Annotated in this window: 21 protein-coding genes; 14 read left to right on the top strand and 7 right to left on the bottom strand. The window is 71.3% G+C overall.

The window, feature by feature from the left end; translation table 11 throughout:
* Nucleotides 1-135 precede the first annotated feature (135 nt).
* Nucleotides 136-1,638 carry an aminopeptidase P family protein gene (locus tag JK363_RS06580; protein ID WP_201872381.1) on the top strand — a complete coding sequence of 501 codons (1,503 nt, stop codon included), beginning with the start codon at nt 136-138 and terminating at the stop codon, nt 1,636-1,638.
* Between the two features lie 73 nt (nt 1,639-1,711).
* Here the strand turns inward: JK363_RS06580 and JK363_RS06575 are convergent, their stop codons facing one another.
* Nucleotides 1,712-2,209 carry a carboxymuconolactone decarboxylase family protein gene (locus tag JK363_RS06575; protein WP_201872380.1) on the bottom strand — a complete coding sequence of 166 codons (498 nt, stop codon included), beginning with the start codon at nt 2,207-2,209 and terminating at the stop codon, nt 1,712-1,714.
* Nucleotides 2,210-2,256: 47 nt separating this feature from the next.
* Between JK363_RS06575 and pdxR the strand changes: the two genes are divergently transcribed.
* The gene (gene pdxR, locus JK363_RS06570; protein WP_201872378.1) at nt 2,257-3,756 is read left to right on the top strand and encodes a MocR-like pyridoxine biosynthesis transcription factor PdxR; all 1,500 of its coding nucleotides are present in this window, start codon (nt 2,257-2,259) and stop codon (nt 3,754-3,756) included.
* 146 nt (nt 3,757-3,902) lie between these two features.
* Here the strand turns inward: pdxR and JK363_RS06565 are convergent, their stop codons facing one another.
* Nucleotides 3,903-5,351: an aldehyde dehydrogenase gene (locus tag JK363_RS06565; RefSeq protein WP_236075590.1), complete on the bottom strand. Its 1,449-nt coding sequence runs from the start codon at nt 5,349-5,351 to the stop codon at nt 3,903-3,905.
* A 90-nt stretch (nt 5,352-5,441) separates the two neighbouring features.
* Entirely contained in the window at nt 5,442-6,641 is a 1,200-nt protein-coding gene (locus JK363_RS06560) for an oxygenase MpaB family protein (protein ID WP_201872375.1), read from the bottom strand.
* A 346-nt stretch (nt 6,642-6,987) separates the two neighbouring features.
* Here JK363_RS06560 and JK363_RS06555 point away from each other — a divergent pair, with 346 nt between their 5' ends.
* Complete coding sequence (locus tag JK363_RS06555; RefSeq protein ID WP_307821634.1) at nt 6,988-7,656, top strand: TetR/AcrR family transcriptional regulator; 669 nt, start codon at nt 6,988-6,990, stop codon at nt 7,654-7,656.
* A 119-nt stretch (nt 7,657-7,775) separates the two neighbouring features.
* On the opposite strand, the gene JK363_RS06550 is transcribed toward JK363_RS06555, so the two are convergent.
* Entirely contained in the window at nt 7,776-8,279 is a 504-nt protein-coding gene (locus JK363_RS06550; RefSeq protein WP_201872374.1) for an ATP-binding protein, read from the bottom strand.
* 201 nt (nt 8,280-8,480) lie between these two features.
* Here JK363_RS06550 and JK363_RS06545 point away from each other — a divergent pair, with 201 nt between their 5' ends.
* The 9 genes from JK363_RS06545 to JK363_RS06505 all read left to right on the top strand — a co-directional run bounded on the left by JK363_RS06545 (nt 8,481) and on the right by JK363_RS06505 (nt 18,579).
* A complete protein-coding gene (locus JK363_RS06545; protein WP_201872373.1) occupies nt 8,481-9,308 on the top strand; it encodes a hypothetical protein in 828 nt (275 codons plus the stop codon).
* 109 nt (nt 9,309-9,417) lie between these two features.
* Nucleotides 9,418-10,146 carry a YcnI family copper-binding membrane protein gene (locus JK363_RS06540; RefSeq protein ID WP_201872597.1) on the top strand — a complete coding sequence of 243 codons (729 nt, stop codon included), beginning with the start codon at nt 9,418-9,420 and terminating at the stop codon, nt 10,144-10,146.
* Between the two features lie 135 nt (nt 10,147-10,281).
* Nucleotides 10,282-10,950, top strand: coding sequence for an SCO family protein (locus JK363_RS06535; RefSeq protein WP_201872372.1), 669 nt, complete (start codon nt 10,282-10,284; stop codon nt 10,948-10,950).
* Entirely contained in the window at nt 10,947-11,462 is a 516-nt protein-coding gene (locus tag JK363_RS06530; RefSeq protein WP_201872371.1) for a copper chaperone PCu(A)C, read from the top strand. Before JK363_RS06535 ends, JK363_RS06530 begins: the two co-directional genes overlap by 4 nt.
* A gap of 6 nt (nt 11,463-11,468) precedes the next feature.
* The gene (locus tag JK363_RS06525) at nt 11,469-13,535 is read left to right on the top strand and encodes a copper resistance CopC/CopD family protein (RefSeq protein WP_201872369.1); all 2,067 of its coding nucleotides are present in this window, start codon (nt 11,469-11,471) and stop codon (nt 13,533-13,535) included.
* Nucleotides 13,532-14,845, top strand: coding sequence for an iron uptake transporter deferrochelatase/peroxidase subunit (gene efeB, locus JK363_RS06520; RefSeq protein ID WP_201872366.1), 1,314 nt, complete (start codon nt 13,532-13,534; stop codon nt 14,843-14,845). Before JK363_RS06525 ends, efeB begins: the two co-directional genes overlap by 4 nt.
* 157 nt (nt 14,846-15,002) lie before the next feature.
* Nucleotides 15,003-15,938, top strand: a complete 936-nt coding sequence (gene pheA, locus JK363_RS06515) for a prephenate dehydratase (protein WP_201872365.1) — start codon at nt 15,003-15,005, stop codon at nt 15,936-15,938.
* A gap of 551 nt (nt 15,939-16,489) precedes the next feature.
* Nucleotides 16,490-17,767 carry a serine--tRNA ligase gene (serS, locus tag JK363_RS06510; protein ID WP_201872362.1) on the top strand — a complete coding sequence of 426 codons (1,278 nt, stop codon included), beginning with the start codon at nt 16,490-16,492 and terminating at the stop codon, nt 17,765-17,767.
* The gene (locus JK363_RS06505) at nt 17,764-18,579 is read left to right on the top strand and encodes an HAD family hydrolase (RefSeq protein ID WP_201872360.1); all 816 of its coding nucleotides are present in this window, start codon (nt 17,764-17,766) and stop codon (nt 18,577-18,579) included. Before serS ends, JK363_RS06505 begins: the two co-directional genes overlap by 4 nt.
* A 67-nt stretch (nt 18,580-18,646) precedes the next feature.
* Here JK363_RS06505 and JK363_RS06500 read toward each other — a convergent pair whose 3' ends face one another.
* Together JK363_RS06500 and JK363_RS06495 are read right to left on the bottom strand one after the other, a co-directional pair.
* Nucleotides 18,647-19,096, bottom strand: a complete 450-nt coding sequence (locus JK363_RS06500) for a phospholipase (RefSeq protein WP_201872358.1) — start codon at nt 19,094-19,096, stop codon at nt 18,647-18,649.
* A 227-nt stretch (nt 19,097-19,323) separates the two neighbouring features.
* On the bottom strand, nt 19,324-20,328 hold the full coding sequence (locus tag JK363_RS06495; protein WP_201872356.1) for an Lrp/AsnC family transcriptional regulator: 1,005 nt from the start codon (nt 20,326-20,328) through the stop codon (nt 19,324-19,326).
* A 137-nt stretch (nt 20,329-20,465) separates the two neighbouring features.
* Here JK363_RS06495 and JK363_RS06490 point away from each other — a divergent pair, with 137 nt between their 5' ends.
* Together JK363_RS06490 and JK363_RS06485 are read left to right on the top strand one after the other, a co-directional pair.
* On the top strand, nt 20,466-22,010 hold the full coding sequence (locus JK363_RS06490) for an MFS transporter (protein ID WP_201872354.1): 1,545 nt from the start codon (nt 20,466-20,468) through the stop codon (nt 22,008-22,010).
* Between the two features lie 315 nt (nt 22,011-22,325).
* On the top strand, nt 22,326-23,282 hold the full coding sequence (locus JK363_RS06485; RefSeq protein WP_201872352.1) for a LysR family transcriptional regulator: 957 nt from the start codon (nt 22,326-22,328) through the stop codon (nt 23,280-23,282).
* Here the strand turns inward: JK363_RS06485 and JK363_RS06480 are convergent.
* A complete protein-coding gene (locus JK363_RS06480; protein WP_201872350.1) occupies nt 23,263-24,219 on the bottom strand; it encodes a helix-turn-helix transcriptional regulator in 957 nt (318 codons plus the stop codon). The genes JK363_RS06485 and JK363_RS06480 overlap by 20 nt on opposite strands.
* Nucleotides 24,220-24,315 lie beyond the last annotated feature (96 nt).

Raw genomic sequence — 24,315 nt, 5'->3', positions numbered from 1 at the left:
GAGCCGTCCGCCGCGACGGGGCCCTCCGCCGCGACCGGGCCGCCGAAACCCCCGAACGCGTGCCGGGTGACGTCGGTGGCACCGGCGCGACGTGGCGTTCTCCGCCCTCCCGTCCGTCGGGTCCCCCCACCTACCATGGGAGAGGTCCAGTTCGAGGAGGATGTCGTGACCGAGGAGCACACTCCTGAAGCCCTGGAGACCCCGGAGGCCGAGGAGCAGCCCATCAAGCAGCGGAAGAACGGCCTTTACCCGGGCGTCTCCGATGAGCTCGCCGCGAACATGAAGTCCGGATGGGCGGACACCGAGCAGCACGACCTGGCGCCCGTCGAGCAGGCTCCGCACACCGCCCGCCGCCGGGCCGCGCTCTCCGCGCGCTTCCCCGGCGAGCGCCTGGTCATCCCCGCGGGCAACCTCCGCACCCGGTCCAATGACACGGAGTTCCGGTTCCGCGCCGCCACCGAGTACACCTACCTCACCGGCGACCAGACCGAGGACGGCGTCCTGGTCCTGGAGCCGGACGCGGGCGGCGAGGGCCACACCGCGACGCTGTATCTGCTGCCCCGCTCCGACAGGGAGAACGGCGAGTTCTGGCTGGACGGCCAGGGTGAGCTGTGGGTCGGCCGGCGCAACAGCCTCACCGAGGCCGAGCGGCTGTTCGGCGTGCCGGTGAAGGACGTGCGCACGGTCGCCGACGAGCTGAAGGCCGCCACCGGCCCGGTCCGTATCGTGCGCGGCCATGACGCCGGTCTCGAGGCCGCGCTGACCGACAAGGTCACCGGTGAGCGCGACGAGGAACTGCGCGTCTTCCTCAGCGAGCAGCGGCTGATCAAGGACGAGTTCGAGATCGGCCAGCTCCAGGCGGCCGTGGACTCGACGGTCCGCGGCTTCGAGGACGTCGTCAAGGTGCTGGACAAGGCCGAGGCCACGTCCGAGCGCTACATCGAGGGAACGTTCTTCCTCAGGGCCCGGGTGGAGGGCAACGATGTCGGCTACGGCTCCATCTGCGCCGCCGGGCCGCACGCCACCACCCTCCACTGGGTGCGCAACGACGGCCAGGTCCGCTCCGGCGATCTGCTGCTGCTGGACGCGGGCGTGGAGACCCACACCCTCTACACCGCCGATGTCACCCGCACCCTGCCCATCAACGGCACCTTCAGCCCGCTCCAGCGCACGATCTACGACGCGGTGTACGAGGCGCAGGAAGCGGGCATCGCCGCGGTCAAGCCGGGCGCCAAGTACCGCGACTTCCACGACGCCGCCCAGCGTGTGCTGGCCACCAAGCTGGTCGAATGGGGCCTGGTCGAGGGCCCGGTCGAGCGGGTGCTCGAGCTGGGTCTCCAGCGCCGCTGGACCCTCCACGGCACCGGCCACATGCTCGGCATGGACGTGCACGACTGCGCCGTGGCCCGCACCGAGACCTATGTCGACGGCACCCTGGAGCCCGGGATGTGCCTCACGGTCGAGCCGGGTCTGTACTTCCAGGCCGACGACCTGACCGTGCCCGAGGAGTACCGCGGCATCGGCATCCGGATCGAGGACGACATCCTGGTGACGGAGGACGGCAACCGCAATCTGTCGGCCGCGCTGCCGCGCCGGGCCGATGACGTCGAGACGTGGATGGCCCGCCTCACCGGCTGACCTCACGGCTCCGCGACGCCGTATCGCGAAGCCGGCGGGGGAGCGGCACCGCCGCTCCCCCGTTTTGCTGCCGTCAGCCCTTGCCGGGCACCTTGTGGGTGGTCACCGCGATCCGGTTCCAGGCGTTGATGGTGAAGATCAGCGCGATGAGCTGGGCGAGCTCGGCCTCCCCGAAGTGGCGGGCGGCCCGCTCGTAGACCTCGTCCGGGACACCGCCCGGCAGCAGGGTGACCGCCTCGGTGAGCGCGAGGGCGGCCTGCTCCTTCTCGGTGTAGAAGCCGGCCTCGCCCGCCTCCTCCCAGACCCCCACCAGGTTGATCCGCTCAAGTGCCTCGCCCGCCTTGTGGGCGTCGGTGGTGTGCATATGGAGGCAGTAGGCGCAGTGGTTCAGCTGTGAGGAACGGATCTGCACCAGCTCCACCAGGGCCGGGTCCAGGCCCTCCCGCGCGGCGGCGTCCAGACCGATGAGGGCTTTGAACGCCTTGGGCGCCGCCTTGGCGAAGTCGACCCGCGCGGGGCGGGTTCCGGTCGCCGTGGTCGCTGCTGTTGTCGCCGTCGTCGTTGATGTCATAGCGATGAATCTAAGCCTCGATGCGACAGGTTGTAGGGTGCATTTCCATGGCGGAATCGCGGGTCAATTCGGCGGAGATCCTCGGCAGTGACCTCCATCTGGAGCTGACCCGCGCGGGCAGCCGCCGCACCGCGCTGACGAGCGCGCTGCGCGAGGCGATCCGCGGCGGACGGCTGGCCCCCGGCACCCGGCTGCCGCCCTACCGCTCCCTCGCCGCCGATCTCGGCATCGCCCGCAACACGGTCGCCGACGCCTACGCCGAGCTGGTCGCTGAGGGCTGGCTCACCGCCCGCCAGGGCTCCGGGACCCGGGTGGCCCCCCGTATCGCACCGCCCCCGCCCCAGCGCGGCGGAGGCCGTGAGCGCGGCGGTCCTCGTGCGGCGGCAGCCCCCGGCACCCGCAGACGCCGGGCAGCGCCCGCCCCGCGCCCCACCCACCATCTGCTCCAGGGGCAGCCGGACGCCTCCGCCTTCCCCCGCACCGCCTGGCTCGCCTCCGCCCGCCGCGCCCTGACCGCCGCACCCAACGAGGCGTTCGGCCCCGGCGATCCGCACGGCCGCCCCGAGCTGCGCCGTGCCCTCGCCGACTACCTCGCCCGGGCCCGCGGGGTGCGCACCGACCCGGACCGGATCGTGGTCTGCTCGGGCTTCGCCCATGCCCTGCGGCTGCTCAGCGGCACCAAGGTGCTGCGCCCGGCGCTGGCCGTCGAGTCGTACGGGCTGGCCTTCCACCGCTCGCTGCTGTCCGCAGCCGGGGTGCGTACGGTCCCGCTGCCGCTGGACGCGCACGGCGCCCGCACCGAGGAGCTGGCCTCCCACCCGGGGCTGCGGCCCGTACGGGCCGCCCTGCTCACCCCCGCCCACCAATTCCCGACCGGCGGTCCGCTGCACCCCGAGCGGCGCGCCGCGGCCGTCGATTGGGCGCGCACCAGCGGGGGACTCGTCCTGGAGGACGACTACGACGGGGAGTTCCGCTACGACCGCCAGCCGGTCGGCGCCGTCCAGGGGCTCGATCCGGACCGGGTGCTCTATCTGGGCTCGGCCAGCAAGAGCCTCTCCCCGGCGCTGCGCCTGGGCTGGATGGTCCTCCCGGACCATCTCGTCGACGCCCTGCTGGCCGCCAAGGGTGAGCGGGAGGGCTGGGCGAGCGCGCTCGATCAGCTGACGCTCGCGGATTTCATCGAGTCCGGCGGCTACGACCGCCATGTGCGCCGGATGCGTCTGCGCTACCGGCGCCGTCGGGACGCGCTGGTGGCCACACTCGCCGAGCGCGCCCCGCACATCCGGGTCTCCGGCATCGCCGCCGGGCTGCACGCGGTGCTCGAACTCCCGCCCGGCACCGAGCAGTCCGCCGTCCAGGCCGCCTCCTGGCAGGGGCTGGCCCTCGACGGCCTGGCCGGCTACCGGCACCCGGACGCGACCACACCCCGGTGGGAAGGGCTGGTCGTGGGCTACGCCACCCCGCCCGAGCACGCCTTCCCGGCGGCCCTGGACGCCTTGTGCCGGGCACTGCCGCCCGAGCAGCCGCCCCCGAAGACCGGAGGCTGAACGACGGCCCACGCCATGGCGCCCCGCGCGGTCATGACGCTCTGAGCAGGGAGTCCTCGCGCCACTTGAGGATCAAACGTCCCCCAGGCATCGTGAGACGCCGTCGAGCATGCGGTGCGGCGCCCGGCGTCGACGGCGCATGGGGGTCACGCGGTGGCCGGCAAGTAGACGGACTTCAATTGGAAGTACGCCATCAGGCCTTCGGGGCCGAATTCCCGACCGAGACCGCTGGCCTTGACGCCGCCGAACGGTGCGCCGAGATCGGGCTGATAGCCGTTGATTCCCACGGTGCCGGTGTGAATACGGCGAGCCAGATCCGTGCCCCGTGCGACGTCGGAGGTCCACACGCTGCCCCCGAGGCCGTACTCGGAATCGTTGGCCAGAGAGACGGCCTCGTCCTCGTCCCGATAGGGGATGACGGCAACGACCGGGCCGAAGATCTCCTCGCGCGCGATGACCATGTCGTTGTGTACGTCGCCGAAGACCGTGGGCTCGACGAACCAGCCCTTCTTCAGGTGGGCGGGGCGCCCGCCCCCTGTGGTCAGCCTGGCACCCGCGTCGCGGCCCATGGTGACGTATCCCTCGATCCGCTCGCGCTGCCTGGCCGAGACCACCGGGCCGATGGCGGTCGCCGGGTCGAACGGGTCACCGACGGGCAGGGCCCGGGCCATGTCGGTGACCGCGTCGAGGACTTCCGCGTAGCGGAGTGCGGGAGCCAGGATGCGCGTGTTGGCGTAGCACGTCTGGCCGTTGTTCGGGAACGAGACCCGGGCCAGGCCCGCTACTGTCTCCGAGAGATCTGCGTCGTCCAGGACGATGGCAGCGGATTTGCCGCCGAGTTCGAGTGTGACGGGTCGCAACAGCCGACCGCAGACCTCTCCCACGGCACGTCCCGTGGCCGTCGAACCGGTAAAGGCGACCTTGTCGACACCGTGATGGGCCACCAGTGCCGTACTCGCCTCGACGCCACCGGGAACGACGTTGAGCACACCGGGCGGCAACCCGGCAGCGGAGGCCGCCTCAGCCATGATGTTGGCGTCGAGCGCCGTCTCCAGGGCGGGCTTGAGGACAACCGTGCACCCGGCTGCCAGCGCGGGGGCTATTTTGACCATGGCCAGGGACTGCGGATAGTTCCACGGCACGATGGCGGCCACCACACCCACAGGCTCCCGCCGCACCAAGGTGCGGCGCGCGGGCACACTCCGCCGCTCCTCTTCCAGTGGAAGTTCGCGGATCAGGCCCGCGTAGTAACGCAGCGCACCGGAGCCGCTGAAGCCGTTGAGCGGAACGGACAGGGAGAAGGGCATGCCGTTCTCGGCTGTGACGACCTCCGCCAGCAGCTTGGCTCGCTGCTCCAGCTCCTCGGCGAACCGCTCCATGACGTCTGCGCGTTCGGCAGCAGTGAGGTCGGACCAGCCGCTGCTGTCGAAGGCGCGGCGAGCCGCGTGAACAGCGGCCGCGGCATCCTCGGCATCGGCGAGCGGTGTCTGGCCGATGGCCTCCTCGGTGAACGCGGAGACGACTGTGTTGACTTCTGCGGAGTGGGGGGTCACCCACTGGCCGCCGATGAACAGAGAGCTGTAGTTGTGCTTCAAGATCGCTCCTGAGTGTGGCATGGACTGGCCCACCTGGGTCACGCTTCGGCGGGCATGCGGTAGGTGTTCCGCCCGGACTCTCCGGCGGCTTCAGCCCGGGACGGACTCGCGGATGGTGTTCGCGTAAGCCGTGCCACCCGGCACCAGGAACTCCACCAGCTCGGGGCTCAGACCGCCGCTCACGTTCTCCTCGATCGCGGCGGCGGCCGACTCGGGGGTGAACGTCTGCCAGCGCCTTGCCTGGCCGTTCAGCAGGCCTATGAGAGGCAGCAGATGCCCGGCGGCCGACTCCGGTACTCCCAGGTGGCCGGCGTGCTCGCTGCCCAACGTGAGCCGCAGCACGCCATGAGTGAGGTCGCGGTACTGCTCCTCATCCATCAGGGCGTCGGGGGCGGCGGCGAGGACCTGAGCCGTGGCATCGATCATCGCGGCCGTCAGGGCACGCGAGTTGTCGTCCGGCGGCGCGCTCGTCGAGTCCAGGAGGTCGAGCAGCCGACCGGCGCTCTCGTCGTCGGTGACGTCCTCGTAGAAGGACGGGTCCAGTCCCAGCAGGTAAGCGACGTAGGACCAGTACGCGTAGCGCTTCTGCTGCTCCTCAAGGCTGTAGACGATGCCGATGGCTGAGGTGGCACGGGAGTTGATGAGTGTGAAGTCGAGCCAGGTACGGGCCGTGTCGACCTGACCGATGGGCACACCCCAGACGGCCGGATCCCAGCCGTGCTTGAGGGCCGTGGCACGCACGCGGGCGTGCAGCAGGCGCACCTGAGCGGTGGCGACATAACCCGGTGCGCCTCGGTGCAGTCCACCGGGCTGGTTGATGGACCCCACCCACATACCCGTTTCGATCAGGCGTCGCGGAGCCATCTTCGTCAGCTGACCGGTCTGCACCAGCGTCCGGGCGATGGCCGGAGAGGAGTAGGTGTGCGACAGCGTGGTGGTGATCACGGCGATCCTGAACCACACCGGAGGCACGGAATGCGCCACAGCCTCGCCTCGGTCGAGCATCGCCGGATCAACCCAGGACGGCACGGTCTCCAACTGCTCAAGGAGGGCCTTGATGGCCTTCGGCGGCTCTTCCCCCAGCCGCTCCAGGCCCTCGGCGAGTCCTGCGTTGAGGATCCGCCGCCCCTCCTTCCCCAGTTCATCGAGTTCCGTGATCACAGCGTCCGCCAGCGGGTCCGCACCCATGACCATCTCGGCCATGTGGTCGGCCTTCGCTCCGTGGCGGAGCCGAGCCTCGTCCAGGTTGACCACCCGCTCGGGGATGGCGCCGGCATTGTTCGTGGGCAACTTCGTCAACTCCTTGAGATTGGGGGATTCGCCGCCAAGTGATGGCCCTCGGCGGGACGGGCGAGGAGCCGGTCCTCGGTGCCGCTCCATGGACCGCACGGATCGCGTCGTCAACGCCGAACCCGTTCATCCTGGCGGCGCCAACCCGATAACCGACACCTGTCAGTTTAATAGGCAAGCGATCCCCGTCAAGCCCCAAGCGGGGACAACTGAGCGGACGCCCTCACCGAGCGGAACCCTCAAAAGGCCCCTGAACAGGTACGATGCCGGGGCTCACCGACATGACCGACTGCGCTGTTCGGTGCAGGGCAGGTGGCCGTACGGCCTGGAAGACGGGAGAGGACTCGTGGCAGCCAAGCCGAGCACCACTCGGCGCCGGGGGCGCCCCAGTAGCGACACCGCCGCACTGCCCGACGAGCGGGACATCCTGCTCCGGGGACTGGAGACGTTCGCGGAGCTGGGCTACGACCGCGCCTCCGCGCGGGAGCTCGCACGTCGCCTCGGGGTCAGTCACACCTTCATCAACGACCGCTACGGATCCAAGGCGGCCTTCTGGCGCGCGGTGGTGGACGCCGCACTCGGGGCCAGGCTGAAGCGCATGGCACCTGTTGACCCCGAAGCCGACGACGAAGCCGCGGTACGGCAGTTCATCAGGGACTTCTACCGGACCGGCATCGACGAGCCGAACCTGCCTCGGCTGATCACAAACGAGTACTCACAGGACACCGAGCGGCTGGACTATCTCTACCAGCGCTATATCGAGCCGACGTTGTCCGTCATCCTGCCCAGAGTCGAGAGGTTGACGGCGTCCGGACGCATGGACCGGGTGCCGGTGGACATCCTGTTCTTCGCCCTCGTCGCCCCCATGTCAGGCCTGGTAAGTGACCCTCTTGCCCACCGTCTGGGCAATTCTTCCGGGCCGACAACGAAGGAGGAACGTCTGCGCAGGGCCGAGACCTTGGCCTGTCTGGTGGTGGACGGACTGCTGGCCCACCGGCATACGAACGGCCAGTAGCGGCAGCCGCCGGCCAAGGCGGCGGGCGCGGTACGGGGCTCGCCCACCCCCCGCCCAGGCTCGGGCGCCCGCCGGCGCCCGGACTCCTCCCCCCACCCAGCCCCGCCCCCTTACGTCGGTCAAGACGCCTTGAGCAGGGAGTCCTCGCGCCACTTGAGGATCTTGTCGAAGCTCACCACCACCCCGCCGCGGCCCGGCCGGTCGCGGTAGCGGACGTGGTCGGTGAGGGCCTCGATGAGAAACAGCCCCCGCCCGTGCTCGGCCTGCGCGGGAGCTGGGCCGTGCGGATGCTGCGGGCTGCGCGGAGTGGCGGGCCGTCGCTCACTGCGGGTGCGCTGTCCGCGACGGACGGTGCCGCGCTGGGTGAATCCGGGCCCCGAGTCGGTGACCTCGATACGGCAGGTGTCGCCGTCGATGAAGGCCGTGACCCGGTAGTCCCCGCCCGTGCCGTCGGCTCCCCCGTGCTCCACCGCATTCGCACATGCCTCGGAGAGGGCGACCGACAGGTCGTAGGAGATCTCCGGGTCCACCCCGGCCGTCTCCATCGTGCCGAGGAGTAGTCGTCGTGCGAGGGGAACGCTCGCCGCCTCGCGGGGCAAATGGAGTGACCACCAGATGCTCATGCTCCAGCCTCCCGGCCGCGGCTCGACATACCGTTACGTATTGCCTGGGTCCATGGTCCGTAAGCGTGCGATTGACGTGACTCCGCTCATTCGGCGGACGCGCACGGCAGGCGCACCGGTGTATGGGCCTGTCCCGGTGTGCGCCGGTACGCCCTACCCGCCGTAGGTAACGCATGGGCCCAGTGGGATGATGGCGCGGCCATGGCTTCCTCTGTCGCCCGTGCGGGCGCCGATCTGCGCATGCTGCGGGCCGCGGTGTTCACCGCGGTCTGCGTTGTGCTGTCCGCGGCCGGGCATGTGTTCGCCTCCTGCGCGACCGTGCCGCTGTGGACGGTGGGCGTGGGCGCGGCGACGCTGTTCTCGGTGGCGGTGCCGCTGGCCGGGCGGGAGCGGTCGCTGCCCGGGATCGCCGCGGTACTGGCCGTGGGCCAGCTGGTCCTGCACACCGTGTTCGGACTCGGCCAGCAGCAGGCGGCCGCCGCCCTGCGGGCCGACGGACACGAGGGCCGGGTGATCGGCCTGGCCGCCCATTTGCTGTGCGCCCCCGTACCCGGCCGGATGGACGCTGCCACCGCGCACCGGATCGTGGAGCGCGCGGGCATCGACCCGGCCTCGGTCCGCGACGTGCACGCCGCGCACACCATGCACTCCGCGCCCCTGGCCGCCGTACCGGGCGCCGAGCACGGCCCCGCTCTTGACAGCCTGCTGCCGTCGCTGCCCATGGTGCTGGGCCATCTGCTGGCCGCCGTCGCCATGGGCTGGCTGCTGCGCCGCGGCGAGGTGGCCGTGTGGCGGGCGGTGCGGCTCTCGGTCGACGGGGTGCGCGAGGTGGCCGAGGTGACGCTCGTCCGGGGTCTGCGCGCCGCGCTGCGGATGGTGCGGACCCTGCTCGCCGGGCTGGCCGGACTGCCCTCGGCCGGGCCCCGGCGGCCGCGTACGGCCGAGCGCGACGAGGGCGCCGTCACGGCCCTGGTACTCCAGCACAGCGTGATCAGACGGGGTCCGCCGCGCCACGACCTCGCGGCCTGACCGACGCGACGCTCCTCCAGCGGGTCCGGAGGGCGGCCGCGGCCTCGCCGCATGCGCGCCACCCACTGATCATCCGTATCCGGATCCCTGGAGTACTCCCATGAACGCCATGCGTCTTCGTCGTCTGCCGGTTCTCGGTGCCCTCACCGCGGGCAGCCTGGTGCTGCTCGCCGCGGGCCCCGCCTTCGCGCACGTCAGCGTGCAGCCCGGTGAGGCCGAGAAGGGCGGCTACAGCACCGTCAACTTCAAGGTGCCCAACGAGCGCGACGACTCCTCGACCACCAAGCTCGAGGTCACCCTCCCCACCGACCATCCACTCGCCTCGGTCATGCCACAGCCGGTGCCCGGCTGGAAGGTGAAGGTCACCAAGACCAAGCTGGCCAAGCCGATCGAGATGCACGGCGAGAAGATCACCGAGGCGGTCAGCAAGGTCACCTGGACCGGCGGAAAGATCGAGCCGGGCCAGTTCCAGCAGTTCCCGCTCTCCGTCGGCCAGCTTCCCGAGGACGCCGACCAGCTGGTCTTCAAGGCGCTCCAGACGTACGACGACAAGGAGGTCGTGCGCTGGATCGAGGAGCCCAAGGAGGGTGAGGCCGAGCCGGAGAACCCGGCGCCGGTCCTCAAGCTGGTCGCCCCGGCCGAGGGCTCGGACGGGCACGGCGGCGCTGCCTCCGATCACAAGGACGACGACAAGGGCGAGGACGGTGAGAAGAACGCCGCCGACTCCGACGGCGACAGCAGTGACACCACCGCCCGGGTGCTGGGCATCGCGGGCATCGTCATCGGCGCCGCCGGTGTCGCCTTCGGTGTTCTCGCGAGCCGCCGCCGCTCCGCCTGACCCACCAGCGTCCACGGCGTGACCGCGCGTCCTGACCCGACCGCGCGGTCCGCCGGGGCGGCGGGCCCCTCCGGCCCGCCGCCCGGACATCACCTACACAGCACCGATCCACACCTCTCACGGGAGAACGGCTCCATGCGCACCACCATCCTGGGCACCGCTGTTGTCGCCGCCGCGGCGCTCACCCTGACCGCCTGCGGCGGATCCGACAGCGACGGCGACAAGGGGAAAGCGAGCGCCGCCGAGGTCAAGGGCGGCCAGCAGTCGGGGAAGGCGATCTCGCTCGACAAGGGCAAGGAGAAGCCCAAGCCGGACCTGGTCCTGACCGACACCGATGGCAAGAAGTACGACCTGATCAAGGAGACCAAGGGCCGTCCCACCCTGCTCTTCTTCGGCTATACCCACTGCCCCGACGTCTGCCCGCTGTCCATGAGCAACCTCGGCATCGCCGAGAAGAAGCTCTCCAAGGCCGAGCGGGAGAAGCTCCGCGTCGTCTTCGTGTCCACCGACCCGAAGCGCGACACCCCCAAGCGGATCCGCACCTGGCTCAACGCCCAGGGCGGCACCGACTTCGTCGGTCTCACCGGCGACTTCGACACCATCCAGGCCGCCGCCCGGACGCTGGGCATCTACGTCGACAAGCCGAAGAAGGAGAAGGACGGCAGCATCACCGTCGGCCACGGCGCCGAGGTGCTCGGCTACGCGCCCCAGGACAACAAGGCGCACTGGATCTACACCACCGGCACCACCGCCGAGCAGTACACCAAGGACCTGCCGAAGATCGTCAAGGGGCAGAACCCGTGACCGGCGGCACACCTCTCCGCAGGACCGTCGCCGCGGCGCTCGCCCTCGGTCTGTCCGCGGCGATCGCCGCCTGCGGATCCGGTGACGGGGACGGCGGCGGGAACGGCGGCGGGAGCGGCGCGGAAGGAAAGGACGGCGGCGGCCGTCCGAAGCTGTCCGTCAGCGGTGCGTATCTCCCCCGGCCGTCGATGGACGACATGGCCGCGGGCTTCTTCACCGTACGGAACGCCGGCGCCGGCGCGGACAAGCTGACCTCCGTCACCACCCCGCTCGCCTACGACATCACGCTGCACCACACCGCGGACAACCGGATGAAGCAGGTGAGTTCGCTGGACGTCCCGGCGAACGGGCGGCTGGAGCTGGCCAGCGGCGGAGATCATCTGATGCTGACAAAACTGACCCACCGGCCCAAGGTCGGTGAGAAGGTCGAGTTCACGCTGCATTTCGCGAACTCCGACCCCATCGAGATCAAAGTCCCGGTCGAGCCGACGACGTACCGCCCCAAGGACTGACGCCCGATGCCCTCGCTGACCTTCCCGACCTCCGCAGGGGCCGCCAGGACCACCGTCTCCCTCACCGCCCGGCGGCTGACGGCGGTCTGCGCGACCCTGCTCGCCGCGCTGCTGTGCGCGCTGACCGTCGGCGCGAACACCGCGTCCGCGCACGCCACGCTCACCTCGACCGACCCGCGCGATGGATCGGTGGTGAAGGCCGCGCCCTCGGAGGTCACGCTGAACTTCTCGGAGGGTGTGCTGCTCTCCGACGACTCGGTGCGTGTGCTCGACCCCAAGGGCAAGCGCGTGGACACCGGGAAGCCCGGCCATGTGGACGGCAAGACCTCGACCGCCGCGATCAGGCTGCACTCCGGGCTGCCGGACGGCACGTTCACGGTGGCGTGGAAGGTGGTCTCGGAGGACAGCCACCCGGTCAACGGCGCGGTCACCTTCTCCATCGGCGCCCCGTCCAAGACCAACGTCAAGGTGTCCAAGGGCGGGGAGTCCGACACCACGGTCGGCACGCTGTACGGGATCGGGCGCTACGCGGCCTACGGCGGTTTCGCGGCCCTGCTCGGCGCGAGTGTATTCGCCGGGGTCTGCCGCTCCTCGCGGTCGGTCCGCAAGATCGCCGTCGGTGGCTGGGTGACGCTCTTCGCCGCCACCCTGGCGCTGTTGCTGCTGCGCGGCCCGTACACCGACGGCAAGGGGATCGGCGCGGTCTTCGACCTCGGCGGGCTCGGTGATGTGCTGGCGACCAAACCGGGCGCGGCGATGCTGTCGCGGCTGCTGCTGCTCGGCGCGGCGGCGGTCTTCCTGGCGGTGCTCTTCGGTACATACACCCGGCGCACCGAGGAGGCCGAGGCGGCGAAGGCGGCGGGCGATGACGAGAGTTACGCGGAGCTCGACCACGGGCGCCGTCAGGACCTGGCCTTCGGGCTCGGCTTCGGCGGCACGGTGGTCGCGGTCGGGCTGGCCGCGACCTGGGCGATGGCCGAACACGCCTCCGTCGGCCTCCAGAAGGAGCTGGCGATGCCGGTGGACGTGGTCCATCTGCTCGCGGTCGGGGTGTGGCTGGGCGGCCTGGCGTCACTGGCGGTGGCACTCCGCGCGGGCGAACCGGTCGGGCGGACGGCGGTGCGCCGCTTCTCCCGGCTGGCCTTCGGCTCGGTGGTGGCGCTGGTGCTCACCGGCCTCTACCAGTCGTGGCGCCAGGTGGGTTCGTGGAAGGCACTGACCGGCACCGAATACGGGAAGTGGCTGCTGGTCAAGGTCGGTCTGATGGCGGTACTGGTGGGAATCGCCGCGGTCTCGCGCCGCTGGACGCGCCGTCTGATGGACGCCGCGGAGAACGACGCCGAGACGGGCGACGAGGCAGCGGACGCCACGACCAAGGCGAAGGTCACGGCGGCCGCGTCGGCCGGACGGGCGGGCCGTACCGCCGACGCCGACTCCGGCTCCGCCGGGAAGGGCGACGCATCGGAGGACGGCACCGACACCGACGCCGCGGACGACCCCGTACGCACCGCCCAGCTCGCCCGCCAGCGCGCCGCCATCGACAAGACCGCCACCCAGCGCAAGCGGGACGCCGATCCGGTGCGCAGCGGACTGCGCCGCTCGGTGCTGGCCGAAACGGTCGTGGCCGTGGTGCTGCTCGCGGTGGCCACCGTGCTCAGCGGCACCCAGCCCGGCCGGGCCGAGACCGGGCAGCCCGCCGCCGCTGCCGCGCCCGATCCGCTGGGCGTCGACCCGGCGAGCGTGGAGATCCCGTACAACACCGGGAGCAAGAGCGGCAGCGGCAAGGCCGTGGTCATGCTCGACCCGGCGCTCGCCGGGGACAACACGCTCCATGTCTTCCTCCTCGACCGGGCCGACCGGCCCGTGGACGCCGAGGAGGTCAAGCTGTCCCTGACCCTCAAGGAGAAGGCCATCGGGCCGCTCCGGGTATCGCTGAACCACCTGTCCACCGGACACTGGAGCACCGCGAATGTGCGGCTGCCCCTGGGTGGCGACTGGCGGATCTCCCTGACCGTACGCACCTCCGACATCGACCAGGTGACGGAGACCAAGAACGTGAAGATCGCGCAATGAGCACTCAGCAGCCCACTCGGCGAGAGCCGGAAGACAACCCCGGGAAGGACGGCCGGACGGACTCCCCGCAGGACTCGTCGCCGAGCCCCGGCGCGCGGATCTCCCGGCGCCGTCTGCTGGGCACGGCGGGCGCCGCGGGCGCGGCCGGGCTGGTGGCGGGCGGCGCCGCCGGTGCGTACGCCGCCGAGGCCACGCGCTCGGATCCGGAGCCGCTCACCTCGGTGGGCAGCACCACCGTGTCCTTCCACGGCAGACACCAGGCGGGGATCACCACCCCGCTCCAGGCCCACGGCCATCTGGTGGCCTTCGACCTGGCCCCCGGCGCGGACCGCAAGGCGGCCGCCGCGCTGCTGCGCCGCTGGTCGAGGACGGCCGGACAGCTGACCGAGGGCGAGGCGCCGCCGGACGACACCGGGATCGCGCTCGACGCGGGCCCTTCCGCCCTCACCGTCACCTTCGGTTTCGGCCGGACCTTCTTCGGCCGGGCGGGGCTGAAGGAGCAGCTGCCGGAGGCGCTGGCTCCGCTGCCCGACTTCGCCTCGGACGCCCTGGAGGCGGGACGCAGCAACGGCGATCTGTGGATCCAGATCGGCGCCAACGACGGGCTCGTCGCCTTCCACGCGCTGCGCGCGCTCCAGCGCGAGGCGCGCGGCACGGCCAGGCTGCGCTGGCAGATGAACGGCTTCAACCGCACCCCCGGCGCCACCGGCCATCCCATGACGGCCCGCAATCTGATGGGCCAGATCGACGGCACCAACAACCCCAAGCCGTCGGACGAGGACTTCCAGCGGCGGATCTTCGTGCCCGCGACGGGCGAACCCGCCTGGATGGCACACGGCTCCTACGCGGTGGTCCGGCGGATCCGGATGCTGCTGGACTCCTGGGACCACCTCTCCCTGGAGCGCCAGGAGAAGGTGGTCGGACGCCGCAAGTCCGACGGCGCCCCGCTGTCCGGCGGTGCGGAGGACACTCCCGTCCGGCTGGACAAGGTGAACGGGGACGGCTCGCTGGCCATCGCCGGGGCGGCTCATGTCCGGGTGGCGGCGCCCGCGTCGAACCAGGGCGCGGCCATGCTGCGGCGGCCCTTCTCGTACCACGACGGATTCCGCGAGGACGGGGCGCCGGACGCCGGGCTGCTGTTCATCGCCTGGCAGGCGGATCCGATGAAGGGGTTCGTTCCGGTGCAGCGGAAGCTGGACCTGGGCGACGATCTCTCGCGCTTCCTGCGGCACGAGGCGAGCGCGCTGTTCGCGGTGCCGGGCGGCTGCGCTCCGGGAGAGTACGTCGGTCAGGCACTCTTGGAAGGATGAGCCGCCGAATCCGCCCGATCCGCGGGATCCCGCGGAACCGTTGGATCCCGCGGAACCGCCGGGCCTCCCGGCCCGCGGGCTGTCCCCGGTCGTGGGCGCCGTGCGGGTGCCGCTGGGTATCGTGGCAGTTCTCGTCAGATCACAGGGAGCCACCGTGATGTCGGCCAACCGCTATACGTACCTGGGCCCCGAGGGCACCTTCACCGAGGCCGCGCTGCGGTCCATGCCGGAGGCCGCCACGCGCGAGCTGGTCCCCATGGTCTCGGTCCCGGCCGCCCTGGACGCCGTGCGCACCGGCGCGGCGGCGGCCTCCCTGGTGCCGATCGAGAACTCGGTGGAGGGCGGGGTCAACGCGACCCTCGACGAGCTGGCCGCCGGCGAACCGCTGATGATCTACCGCGAGGTGCTGCTCTCGATCAGCTTCGCGCTGCTGGTCCGGCCGGGCACGGCGCTGACGGACGTCAAGACGGTGACCGGGCATCCGGTCGCCCAGCCGCAGGTGCGCAACTGGCTGGCGGGGAATCTGCCGGACGCCCAGTGGGAGTCCGCGGCCTCCAACGCGGACGGTGCCCGGCTGGTGCAGGAGGGGCGGTACGACGCGGCGTTCGCGGGCGAGTTCGCGGCGCCGAGGTACGCTCTGGAGCCGCTGGTCACCGACATCCATGACGCGCAGAACGCGATGACCCGCTTTGTGCTGGTCGGCCGTCCCGCGCGGCCCGCCGCCCGGACCGGCGCGGACAAGACGTCCGTGGTGATCTGGCTCGGCGACGACCACCCGGGTGCGCTGCTGGAGCTGCTCCAGGAGTACGCGGCGCGCGGGGTCAACCTGATGCGGATCGAATCCCGCCCGACCGGGGAGGGCATCGGCCGCTACTGCTTCTCGGTGGACTGCGAGGGGCACATCACCGACCGGCGGGTGGGCTCGGCGCTGATGGGGCTGAAGCGGATCTGCCCGAAGGTGCGCTTCCTGGGCTCGTATCCGCGGGCGGGCGTGGAGCCGGCGGAGATCGCGCCGCTGCGGCACGGCACCTCGGACGAGGCGTTCACGGAGGCGGCGGAGTGGCTGGCGCGCTGCCAGGACGGGCGGGCCTGAACTTCGCGGACGCCGGTTGACGGCGCCGTCCCCAGGGTGACGGGGAAAGTTATCCACAGGCTGCGCCCGTCCGCTGGGGATAAGTCGACAGACCAGTCCGACATTGTCGACAGATCGCCGCAGTCGACCCATTCCTCGCCATCACCGGACAGAGGGTATCCGTCACCACAATTCGATTGATCAACTCTTTGGAGTGAGCCATTCCCCTCTCAAAGAGTGTGTGAACGAGGTTTGATAGGGGAATCCATCGCCGAGCACTCGCCGGACCAAATGATCACCTCGACATCCACAGATCTCACACACAGGCTGTGGATAACTCATGGCACCCGGCCCGCCCCCTGTGGACAACCCGCGGTCAACTCGCCCCGCGCGCAAGGAAAACCGTCATCCCGAACCCTTCACTTTGCCCCTTTTCGGGGAATGCATACGTATTCCTTGACGACGGGCGTCACAGAAATTCCCCCGGTTTCCCACAGCCACTAAAAGGTGCAAATAAGGACACAAAGGAATATCGCGTCGAGGGCGCGAGGTCACACCGGTAACCTGGTGGGGTGATTGACCTTCGCCTGCTCCGTGAGGACCCCGATCGTGTGCGCGCCTCCCAGCGCGCTCGTGGAGAGGACGTCGGCCTCGTCGACGCGCTCCTGACCGCCGACGAGCGGCGCAGGTCCTCCAGTGTCCGCTTCGACGAGCTGCGCGCCGAGCAGAAGTCGCTCGGCAAGCTCATCCCCAAGGCCACCGGCGACGAAAAGGCCGAGCTGCTCAAGAAGGCGGGCGAGCTGTCCGCGGCGGTCAAGGCGGCCGACGCCGAGCAGGACGAGGCCGCCGAGGAGACCCAGCGGCTGCTGATCCAGCTGGGCAACCTCGTCCACCCGGAGGTCCCGGTGGGCGGCGAGGACGACTTCCGCGTCCTGGAGACGATCGGTACCCCGCGCGACTTCGCGGCCGAGGGCATCACCCCCAAGGACCACCTGGAGCTCGGCGAGCTGCTCGGCGCGATCGACACCGAGCGCGGCGCCAAGGTCTCCGGCTCCCGCTTCTACTACCTGACGGGCGTCGGCGCGCTGCTGGAGTTCGCCTTGGTGAACGCGGCGATGGCGCAGGCCACCGCGGCGGGCTTCACCCCGGTGCTCACCCCGGCGCTGGTCAAGCCGAAGGCCATGGAGGGCACCGGCTTCCTCGGCCAGGCCGCGGACGACGTCTACCACCTCGACAAGGACGACCTCTATCTGGTGGGCACCTCCGAGGTGCCGCTGGCCGCCTACCACATGGACGAGATCCTGGACGCGGGCGAACTGCCGCGGCGCTACGCCGGGTTCTCCTCCTGCTTCCGCCGCGAGGCCGGGTCGTACGGCAAGGACACCCGGGGCATCTTCCGGGTGCACCAGTTCGACAAGGTGGAGATGTTCGTCTACACCACCCCGGAGGAGGCCGAGGCCGAGCACCAGCGGCTGCTGGAGTGGGAGAAGCAGTGGCTGAGCTCGCTGGAGCTGCCGTTCCGGGTGATCGACCTGGCCTCGGGTGACCTGGGCTCCTCGGCCACGCGGAAGTTCGACTGCGAGGCGTGGATCCCGACCCAGGGCAAGTACCGCGAGCTGACCTCCACGTCCAACACCACCGAGTTCCAGTCGCGCCGGCTGTCGATCCGGATGCGCGAGGGCAAGAAGGTGCGCCCGCTGGCCACGCTCAACGGCACGCTGTGCGCGGTGACCCGGACGATCGTCGCGATCCTGGAGAACCACCAGCAGGCCGACGGCTCGGTGCGGGTGCCCGAGGTGCTGCGGCCGTTCCTGGGCGGACGCGAGGTGCTGGAACCGGTCACCCGGTGAGCGAGACGCTGCCGTACCGACTGATCGCCACCGACCTCGACGGGACCCTGCTGGGCCCCGCACACACCGTCTCGGCGCGTACGCGTGCCGCGCTCGCAGCAGCCACTGCCGCGGGTGCCGCGCACATCGTCGTCACCGGGCGGACCGTGCCGGTGGCCCGGCACATACTGGACGACCTCGGTTACCAGGGGCTCGCGGTGTGCTCGCAGGGCGCCCAGCTCTACCACGCGGGCGAGCACCGGCTGCTGACCTCCGTCACCCTGGACCGCAAGCTGGCGGTGCTGGCGCTGGAGAAGATCCAGGCGGAGATCGGCCCGCTGGCCCTGGCCGCGGCCCGTGACGGTCTCGACGGCGAGATACTGTTCGGCCCCGGTTACCGGATGGGTTACGACATGGAGCCCGCCTCCGTCACCGACCCGGACGCGTTCTGGACCGCGCCCATCAGCAAGCTCTACATCCAGCACCCCCGGCTGGACGACGACGCGCTCGCGGACGCCGCCCGGATCGCCGCCGGAGGGCTGGTCGGGGTGACGGTGGCGGGCACCGGTCTGGTGGAGCTGCTGCCGCTGGGGCTGACGAAGGCCACCGGGCTGTCGCTGGCCGCCCGGCGGCTGAAGGTGACGGCGGCCGACACCATCGCCTTCGGCGATATGCCCAACGACATCCCGATGCTGGAGTGGGCGCGGCACGGCGTCGCGATGGCCAACGCACACGACGGGCTCAAGACCGTGGCCGACGAGATCACCGCCTCCAACGCGGAGGACGGGATCGCGGTGGTCCTGGAGCGGCTCTTCCCCATCGCGTCACGCTGACCGGGTGGCCCACGGGGGTGGGCCACCCGGCGTCGGTACGGCGCTGGGCTCAGCCGCTGCGCTGGGCTCAGCCCAGGATCTTCACCGCCTGGTAGTACGTCCACGCGGTGCTGTTGCAGGCGGCCTTGGTGGCACCGCCGTAGTTGTTGCAGACGCGCTTGAGGTCCTCGTAGAAGGCGCTGTCGATCCGGGCCTTGTTGGCGTCGAAGATCCCCATCGCCTTGTGGTTGCGATAGCCGAAGTCATGGCGGGCACAGGCGGTCTGGAAGGGGAAGCCGAACGGGTTGTCGGGCGATGAGCTGCAATAGTCGGTCGACCAGTCGAAGGCGTAGGTGGCCCAGGCCCCTTGGTTGTTGCGGGCCGAGAGCCAGGCGTTGTAGCTGTCGGCGCTGGTCTGGGTCCAACTGGCGAGCACCTGCTGTTTGTCCGCGGGTACGGCCTGGGCGGGAGAGGCGAGGGCGACGGTGGCGGCCGCGGTGACCGCGGTGGCGGCAAGACTCATGGCAAGACGACGCATATGAGGGGTTACCTCCGTCTTTTGCTTGGTGACGCGCCATCACTGTCCCTGTGGATGAGGGGCGATGGCGCGAAGTGGGGGGAGTACCTGCCTTCAGAGTTCGGCAGGTCCCTGACAAGCGTCAAGATCTGTACGGTCGTCTGGATGAACAGAATTCAACCATTCAGGATTCAGAGCTTTCTACCAACTCGCCCTGCCACCAAGGACATTGGCGTCTGAACCCCCGCTCAGGCGGGACGCCGAGCCGCACCGCGTGGAGCGACCGGCAGCGGCCCCGGTCCCTTGACCCTCCGGATCATGGGGGAGCTCTCCATATGCCGTATGGCAGGCAGTGCGGCGATCCGCGTCGTCAGATAGCGGTAGAACGCCGGGGCATCCGCGCAGACCACGATGGCCAGCAGATTGTTGGGGCCGGTGGTCGCAGAGGCGAACGCCACCTCCGGATGGTCCGCGAGCGCCCGGCCGGTGGCCTCCAGCTCCGACGGTGGCACCGACAGCCACAGGGCGGTGACGATGCCCGTCCGGAACGCCCGGTGATCGTAGTCGACATCGAAGTAGAGAGTGCCGTCCGCGCGCAGATCGGCGAGCCGACGGCGGACGGTCGACTGCGACCAGCCGGTGGCGGCGGCCAGTTGGGCCAGTGGCGCCCGCCCGTCCTGCGCGAGCACCTTCAGCATCGTGCGGTCGTCGGCGGCGAGCGGCCCGCGGGGGCCCCGCGAACGGTCCGGCTCGGGCAGCCGCAGCCGCTCGGCCTGCTCGTCGGTGAGCGCTCCGGACTTGGTGATCAGACCCTGCGGGCCGCCGTAGAACTCATGCAGCACGCAGTGTGCGCTCACGCCCACCACCCGGGGCGTCTGGGGCAGCTTGCGCAGCAGCAGTGTGTCGCTGTCCGCTTCGGTGGCCGCCCGCGTCAGCGCGACCACCTCGGTGCCCTCGGACATCAGGCTGACCCATGAGGTGTCCTCGCGGCGGGCCAGTGCCTCGGCCACCGCCTCCGCGGTGTCCGGCATGCACTGCACCCGCACCAGCCAGACCAGTTCACCGAGCGCGGCGGGATCGGTGAGTCCCAGCACCCGGATCGTCCGTGTGGTGCGCAGCCGGGTGTAGCGGCGCGCCACGGTCTGGTCGGACACGCCCAGCACCTCGGCGATCCGGGAGAACGGAGCCCGCCCGTCGAGCTGGAGGGCGTACACCAGCGCCCGGTCCAGGTCGTCGATGCTGTCGGATTCCATCGCAGCACGCTAGCCGGTGTCGGATAGCGCCGTGTTCCCGGGGCGGGCTGGAGCATATCCGGAGCCCCGGCGACGGTGAGGAGCACGGGGGGTGCGGCGTACGGGCCGGGCCCCGGCCCGACGTCCCGGAGTACCTCATGCGCAGCCCTTGGTGGCCACTGGCCGCCATCACCCTCGGCAATTTCATGTTGCTGATAGACGTCACGATCGTGAACACGGCGCTGCCGGAGATGGCGCACGGCCTTGATGCCTCCTTCACCTCTCTCCAGTGGGTGATGGACATCTACGCGCTGGCGCTCGCCGCGCTGCTGATGACGGCCGGTTCGGCCGCCGATCTCTTCGGCCGTCGGCGGCTGTACCTGGCGGGGCTCACCGTCTTCGCCCTCTCCTCGCTGGCCTGTGGGCTGGCGCCGGACGCGGGGGTGCTGATCGCCGCCCGCGCGGTGCAGGGAGTGGGAGCGGCGGCCATGTTCGCCACCAACACCCCGCTGCTGATGGCCACCTACAGCGGCCGCGCCCGCGGAATCGCCTTCGGGGTCTGGGGCGGCACCAGCGGGGCGGCCGTGGCGGCCGGGCCGGTGCTGGGCGGTGTGCTGACCGAGTACGCCGACTGGCGGGCGATCTTCCTGGTCAATCTGCCGCTGACGGCGGTGGCGGTGTGGATCACGCTCCGTACGGTCGGCGAGTCGCGCGGTGCGCCGGGGGCGCGGATCGACTGGCCGGGCGCCGCCGCCTTCACCCTGTGCGCCGGGTCCCTCACCTACGGGCTGATGCGGGGCGGTGAGGAGGGCTGGGCCGACACCGGCACGGTCGTCTCGCTGGTCGCCGCGGCCGTCGCGCTGATCGTGTTCATCGCGGTGGAGCGCGGGGTGCGGCAGCCGCTGCTGGATCTGCGGCTGCTGCGCCGTCCCTCCTTCGCGGTGCTGATGGCCGCGGCTCTGCTGCTCCAGGCCGCCGCGTTCCCCTATCTCACCTATGCGGGGCTGTGGCTCCAGTCGGTGCTGGAGCTGAGCCCGGTGCGGGCGGGGCTCGCGGTGACCCCGATGGCCGGGGCCGCGCTGGTCGTCGGCGCGGCGGGCGGACGGCTGCTGGAGAAGGTCGCCCCGGGGCGGGCACTGGGCGGCGGACTGCTGCTGATCGGTGCGGGCGCGCTGCTCAACGCCGCGCTGCTGGAGCCCGGTTCGGGCTGGGAGGTGCTGGTCCCGGGGATGATCACGGCCGGTCTGGGGGTCGGGCTCGCCATGCCGGTCCTGGTCTCCGCCGCCCTCGACGCCGCCCCGCCGGAGCGCGCGGGAATGGCCAGCGGCGCGGTCAACACCTTCCGGCAGCTGGGGTACGCACTCGGCATCGCCGTCCTGGGCACGGTGTTCGCGTCGCGGGTCCGCGAGGTGGTCGATGCCGACGGAACCGTTCCGCCCCGGTCTGCCGGACAGGCGGCCGAGGCGATCAGCGGCGGCCACGCCGACGCGGTGATCGCCGCGGCGCCCCCGGGGCAGCGGGACGCCGCACGGACCCTGGTCCACGAATCGTTTGTGACCGGGCTCGACCGCATCTGCCTGATTTCCGGAATCACCGCCCTGGCCGCGGGTCTGCTGGTCCTGGCGGTGGTCCGAGGCCGCCCCGCCCCCGCGCACCCCACATCACCGGACACCAAGACCCCCACCGAAACGGTTCCCGCGTAGCCGCCGCGGCCGGGCCGATAGGCCCGGGTCCGCCCCGGTGCGGCGCGGCGTGCGTCGGCGGCTTGCGCCGAACCGGCGCCCGGCTCAACGGCGTTGCATCGCCGTCGGGGTGCGGGCGCCGGGCCGCGGCGGGGGCCCGGCGGTAAAGGGGCGGGTCGGCACCCGCCCTCGGGCGCACGCCGTACGGTCCGGATCCGGTCGGGCGTGGCCGGGAGCGGGTTGCCGCCCTGGGCGCCGCATAGATCGTCGTCCTGGTCCCAACTCCAAGTCAATCCTCAGGATTTCTTCCAAACCCCTTAGCGGTAGCTTGGGTTGATGACCTTGGACGATCTCAGGGCTTTCACGGCCGTCTGCGACTCCGGCAGCCTCAGTGCCGTCGCCCGTGATCTGGGCTGTACCCAGTCGGCGGTGAGCCAGCGCGTCAAACGGCTCGAACGCGAGTTGGGAATCGTCCTGTTGGAGCGCCGTCCGCGCGGAGTGGCGCCCACCCAGGCGGGGTTGATCCTGCACCGGGCGGCGGCCGACGGACTGGTCGGCCTCGATCACGCACTGCGGCGGCTGCGCGACCTGCGGCGGGGCGGCGGCGGTACGGTGCGCGTCACCACCGGGGCGACGACCGTACGGCACTTCATGTCGGCCGGGGTGGTGGCCTTCCGGCGGCGCCATCCGCGGGTGAACCTGGAGTTCCAGACCGAGAACTCCAGCCGTCGCTGCTTCGAGGCGCTGGCCGCCGGCACCGCCGATCTGGCCTGGATCACCATCGGTTCCCCGGCACGCGGTATCGAACTGCGGCCGGTGCTGGAGCTGCCGTGGGTGCTGGCCGTCCACGCCGGTGATCCGCTCGCCGAGCGCACCGAGATCGGGCCCGGGGAGCTGGCGTCCATCCGGCACATCCGGCTGCCGGAGAACTCCGTCTCCCGGCACCGGCTGGAGGAGCACCTCACCCGCCAGGGCACCGAACCGGTCTCGACCACCAGCGTGGCCGACTGGGACACCGCGATCCTGCTGGCCGAACTGGGGCTGGGGCACGCCGTGGTGCCCGCGCTGCCGGGGTGGCGGGAGCCGGTCGCCCATCCGGCGCTGCGGCTGATCCCGATCCCCTCACTGCCGCCGCTGGCCACCGGTTGGGCGGCGCGGCGGTGGGACGCGCTCAGCCCGGTCGCCGTGGAGTTCGCCGAGACGGTCGCGGCCGAGCTGACGGCGGACGGCCCACGGCCGCGACCGGGGGCCGGGCCGGAGCCGGACCCCGGCGTCACCCGTACAGCGCGGTGACCGAGGCCGCCGCGGCGGCCAGTTCGGCGCGGACCTCCGGCGGCTCCAGCACCTCCACCTCCGCCCCGAACTGGAGCAGGTGACGCGTCGCGGCCAGCTGCGGATAGGCGAGGTCCACCTCGGCCCACTCCGCGTCGCCCCCGATCTCCTGGGGCTGTGCCACCAGCGAGCCGACGATCCGCAGGAAGCGGTCGAGCCCGGTGCGCCGCACCCGCGCCCGTACCCGCAGCGGCATCGGCCGCTCCTCGATCCCGCGCCGCAGCTCCTCCCACACCTCCTTCAGCTCGGCACCGGGGCGGCGGCGCACCGGTGCGTCGTCGAGCGACGCGGCGGCGACACGGTCGGCGCGGAACAGCCGCGCGGTGCCGTCGCGGTCGGCGACCAGGTACCAGACCCCGGCCTTGGCGACGAGCCCGTAGGGGTCGACGGTGTAGTCGTTCAGCGCGGTCTGCCCGCCGTGGCGGTAGCGGATGCGCAGTCTGCGGTCGGTCAGTACGGCGGTCTGGAGTACGGCGAGATCGGCCTCCGGCGCGGGGTGGGACCACCAGCGGCCGGGGTCGACGAGGATCCGGCGGCTGGTGAGTTCGGCGGCGGGCCGGTGCGCGGCCGGGAGCGCGGCCATCACCTTGCGCAGGGCGGAGCCGAGGGCGCTGTCGAGGCCGAGCGCGGCATGGGTGCTCTGCGCGACCAGGACGAACAGCGCCCTGGCCTCATCGGAGGTGAGTCCGGTGACATCCGTGCGGAAGCCGGGGAGCAGGGTGATTCCGCCGTGCCGACCGCGTTCGGCGTACACCGGCACCCCGGCGGCGGACAGGGACTCCACATCGCGGTAGATGGTGCGGGTCGAGACCTCCAGCCGCTCGGCGAGTTCCACGGCGGTGACCCGGCCACGGGTCTGGAGGAGCAGCAGGATCGAGAGCAGCCGGTCGGATTTCACGGGAGTGAGCCAAGGAAACGCCGGGGCCCGGTGTCAACACCGATGGCAACAACACCGGTGGCGGCGGCCGTCTCCACGACCGCCGCCACCGGCGAC

Origin of the sequence: Streptomyces coffeae (assembly GCF_016741875.1) — a bacterium.
Taxonomy (GTDB): domain Bacteria; phylum Actinomycetota; class Actinomycetes; order Streptomycetales; family Streptomycetaceae; genus Streptomyces; species Streptomyces coffeae.
Note: the sequence above shows the minus strand (reverse complement) of the source record. Positions and strands in the feature narration are given on the sequence as shown.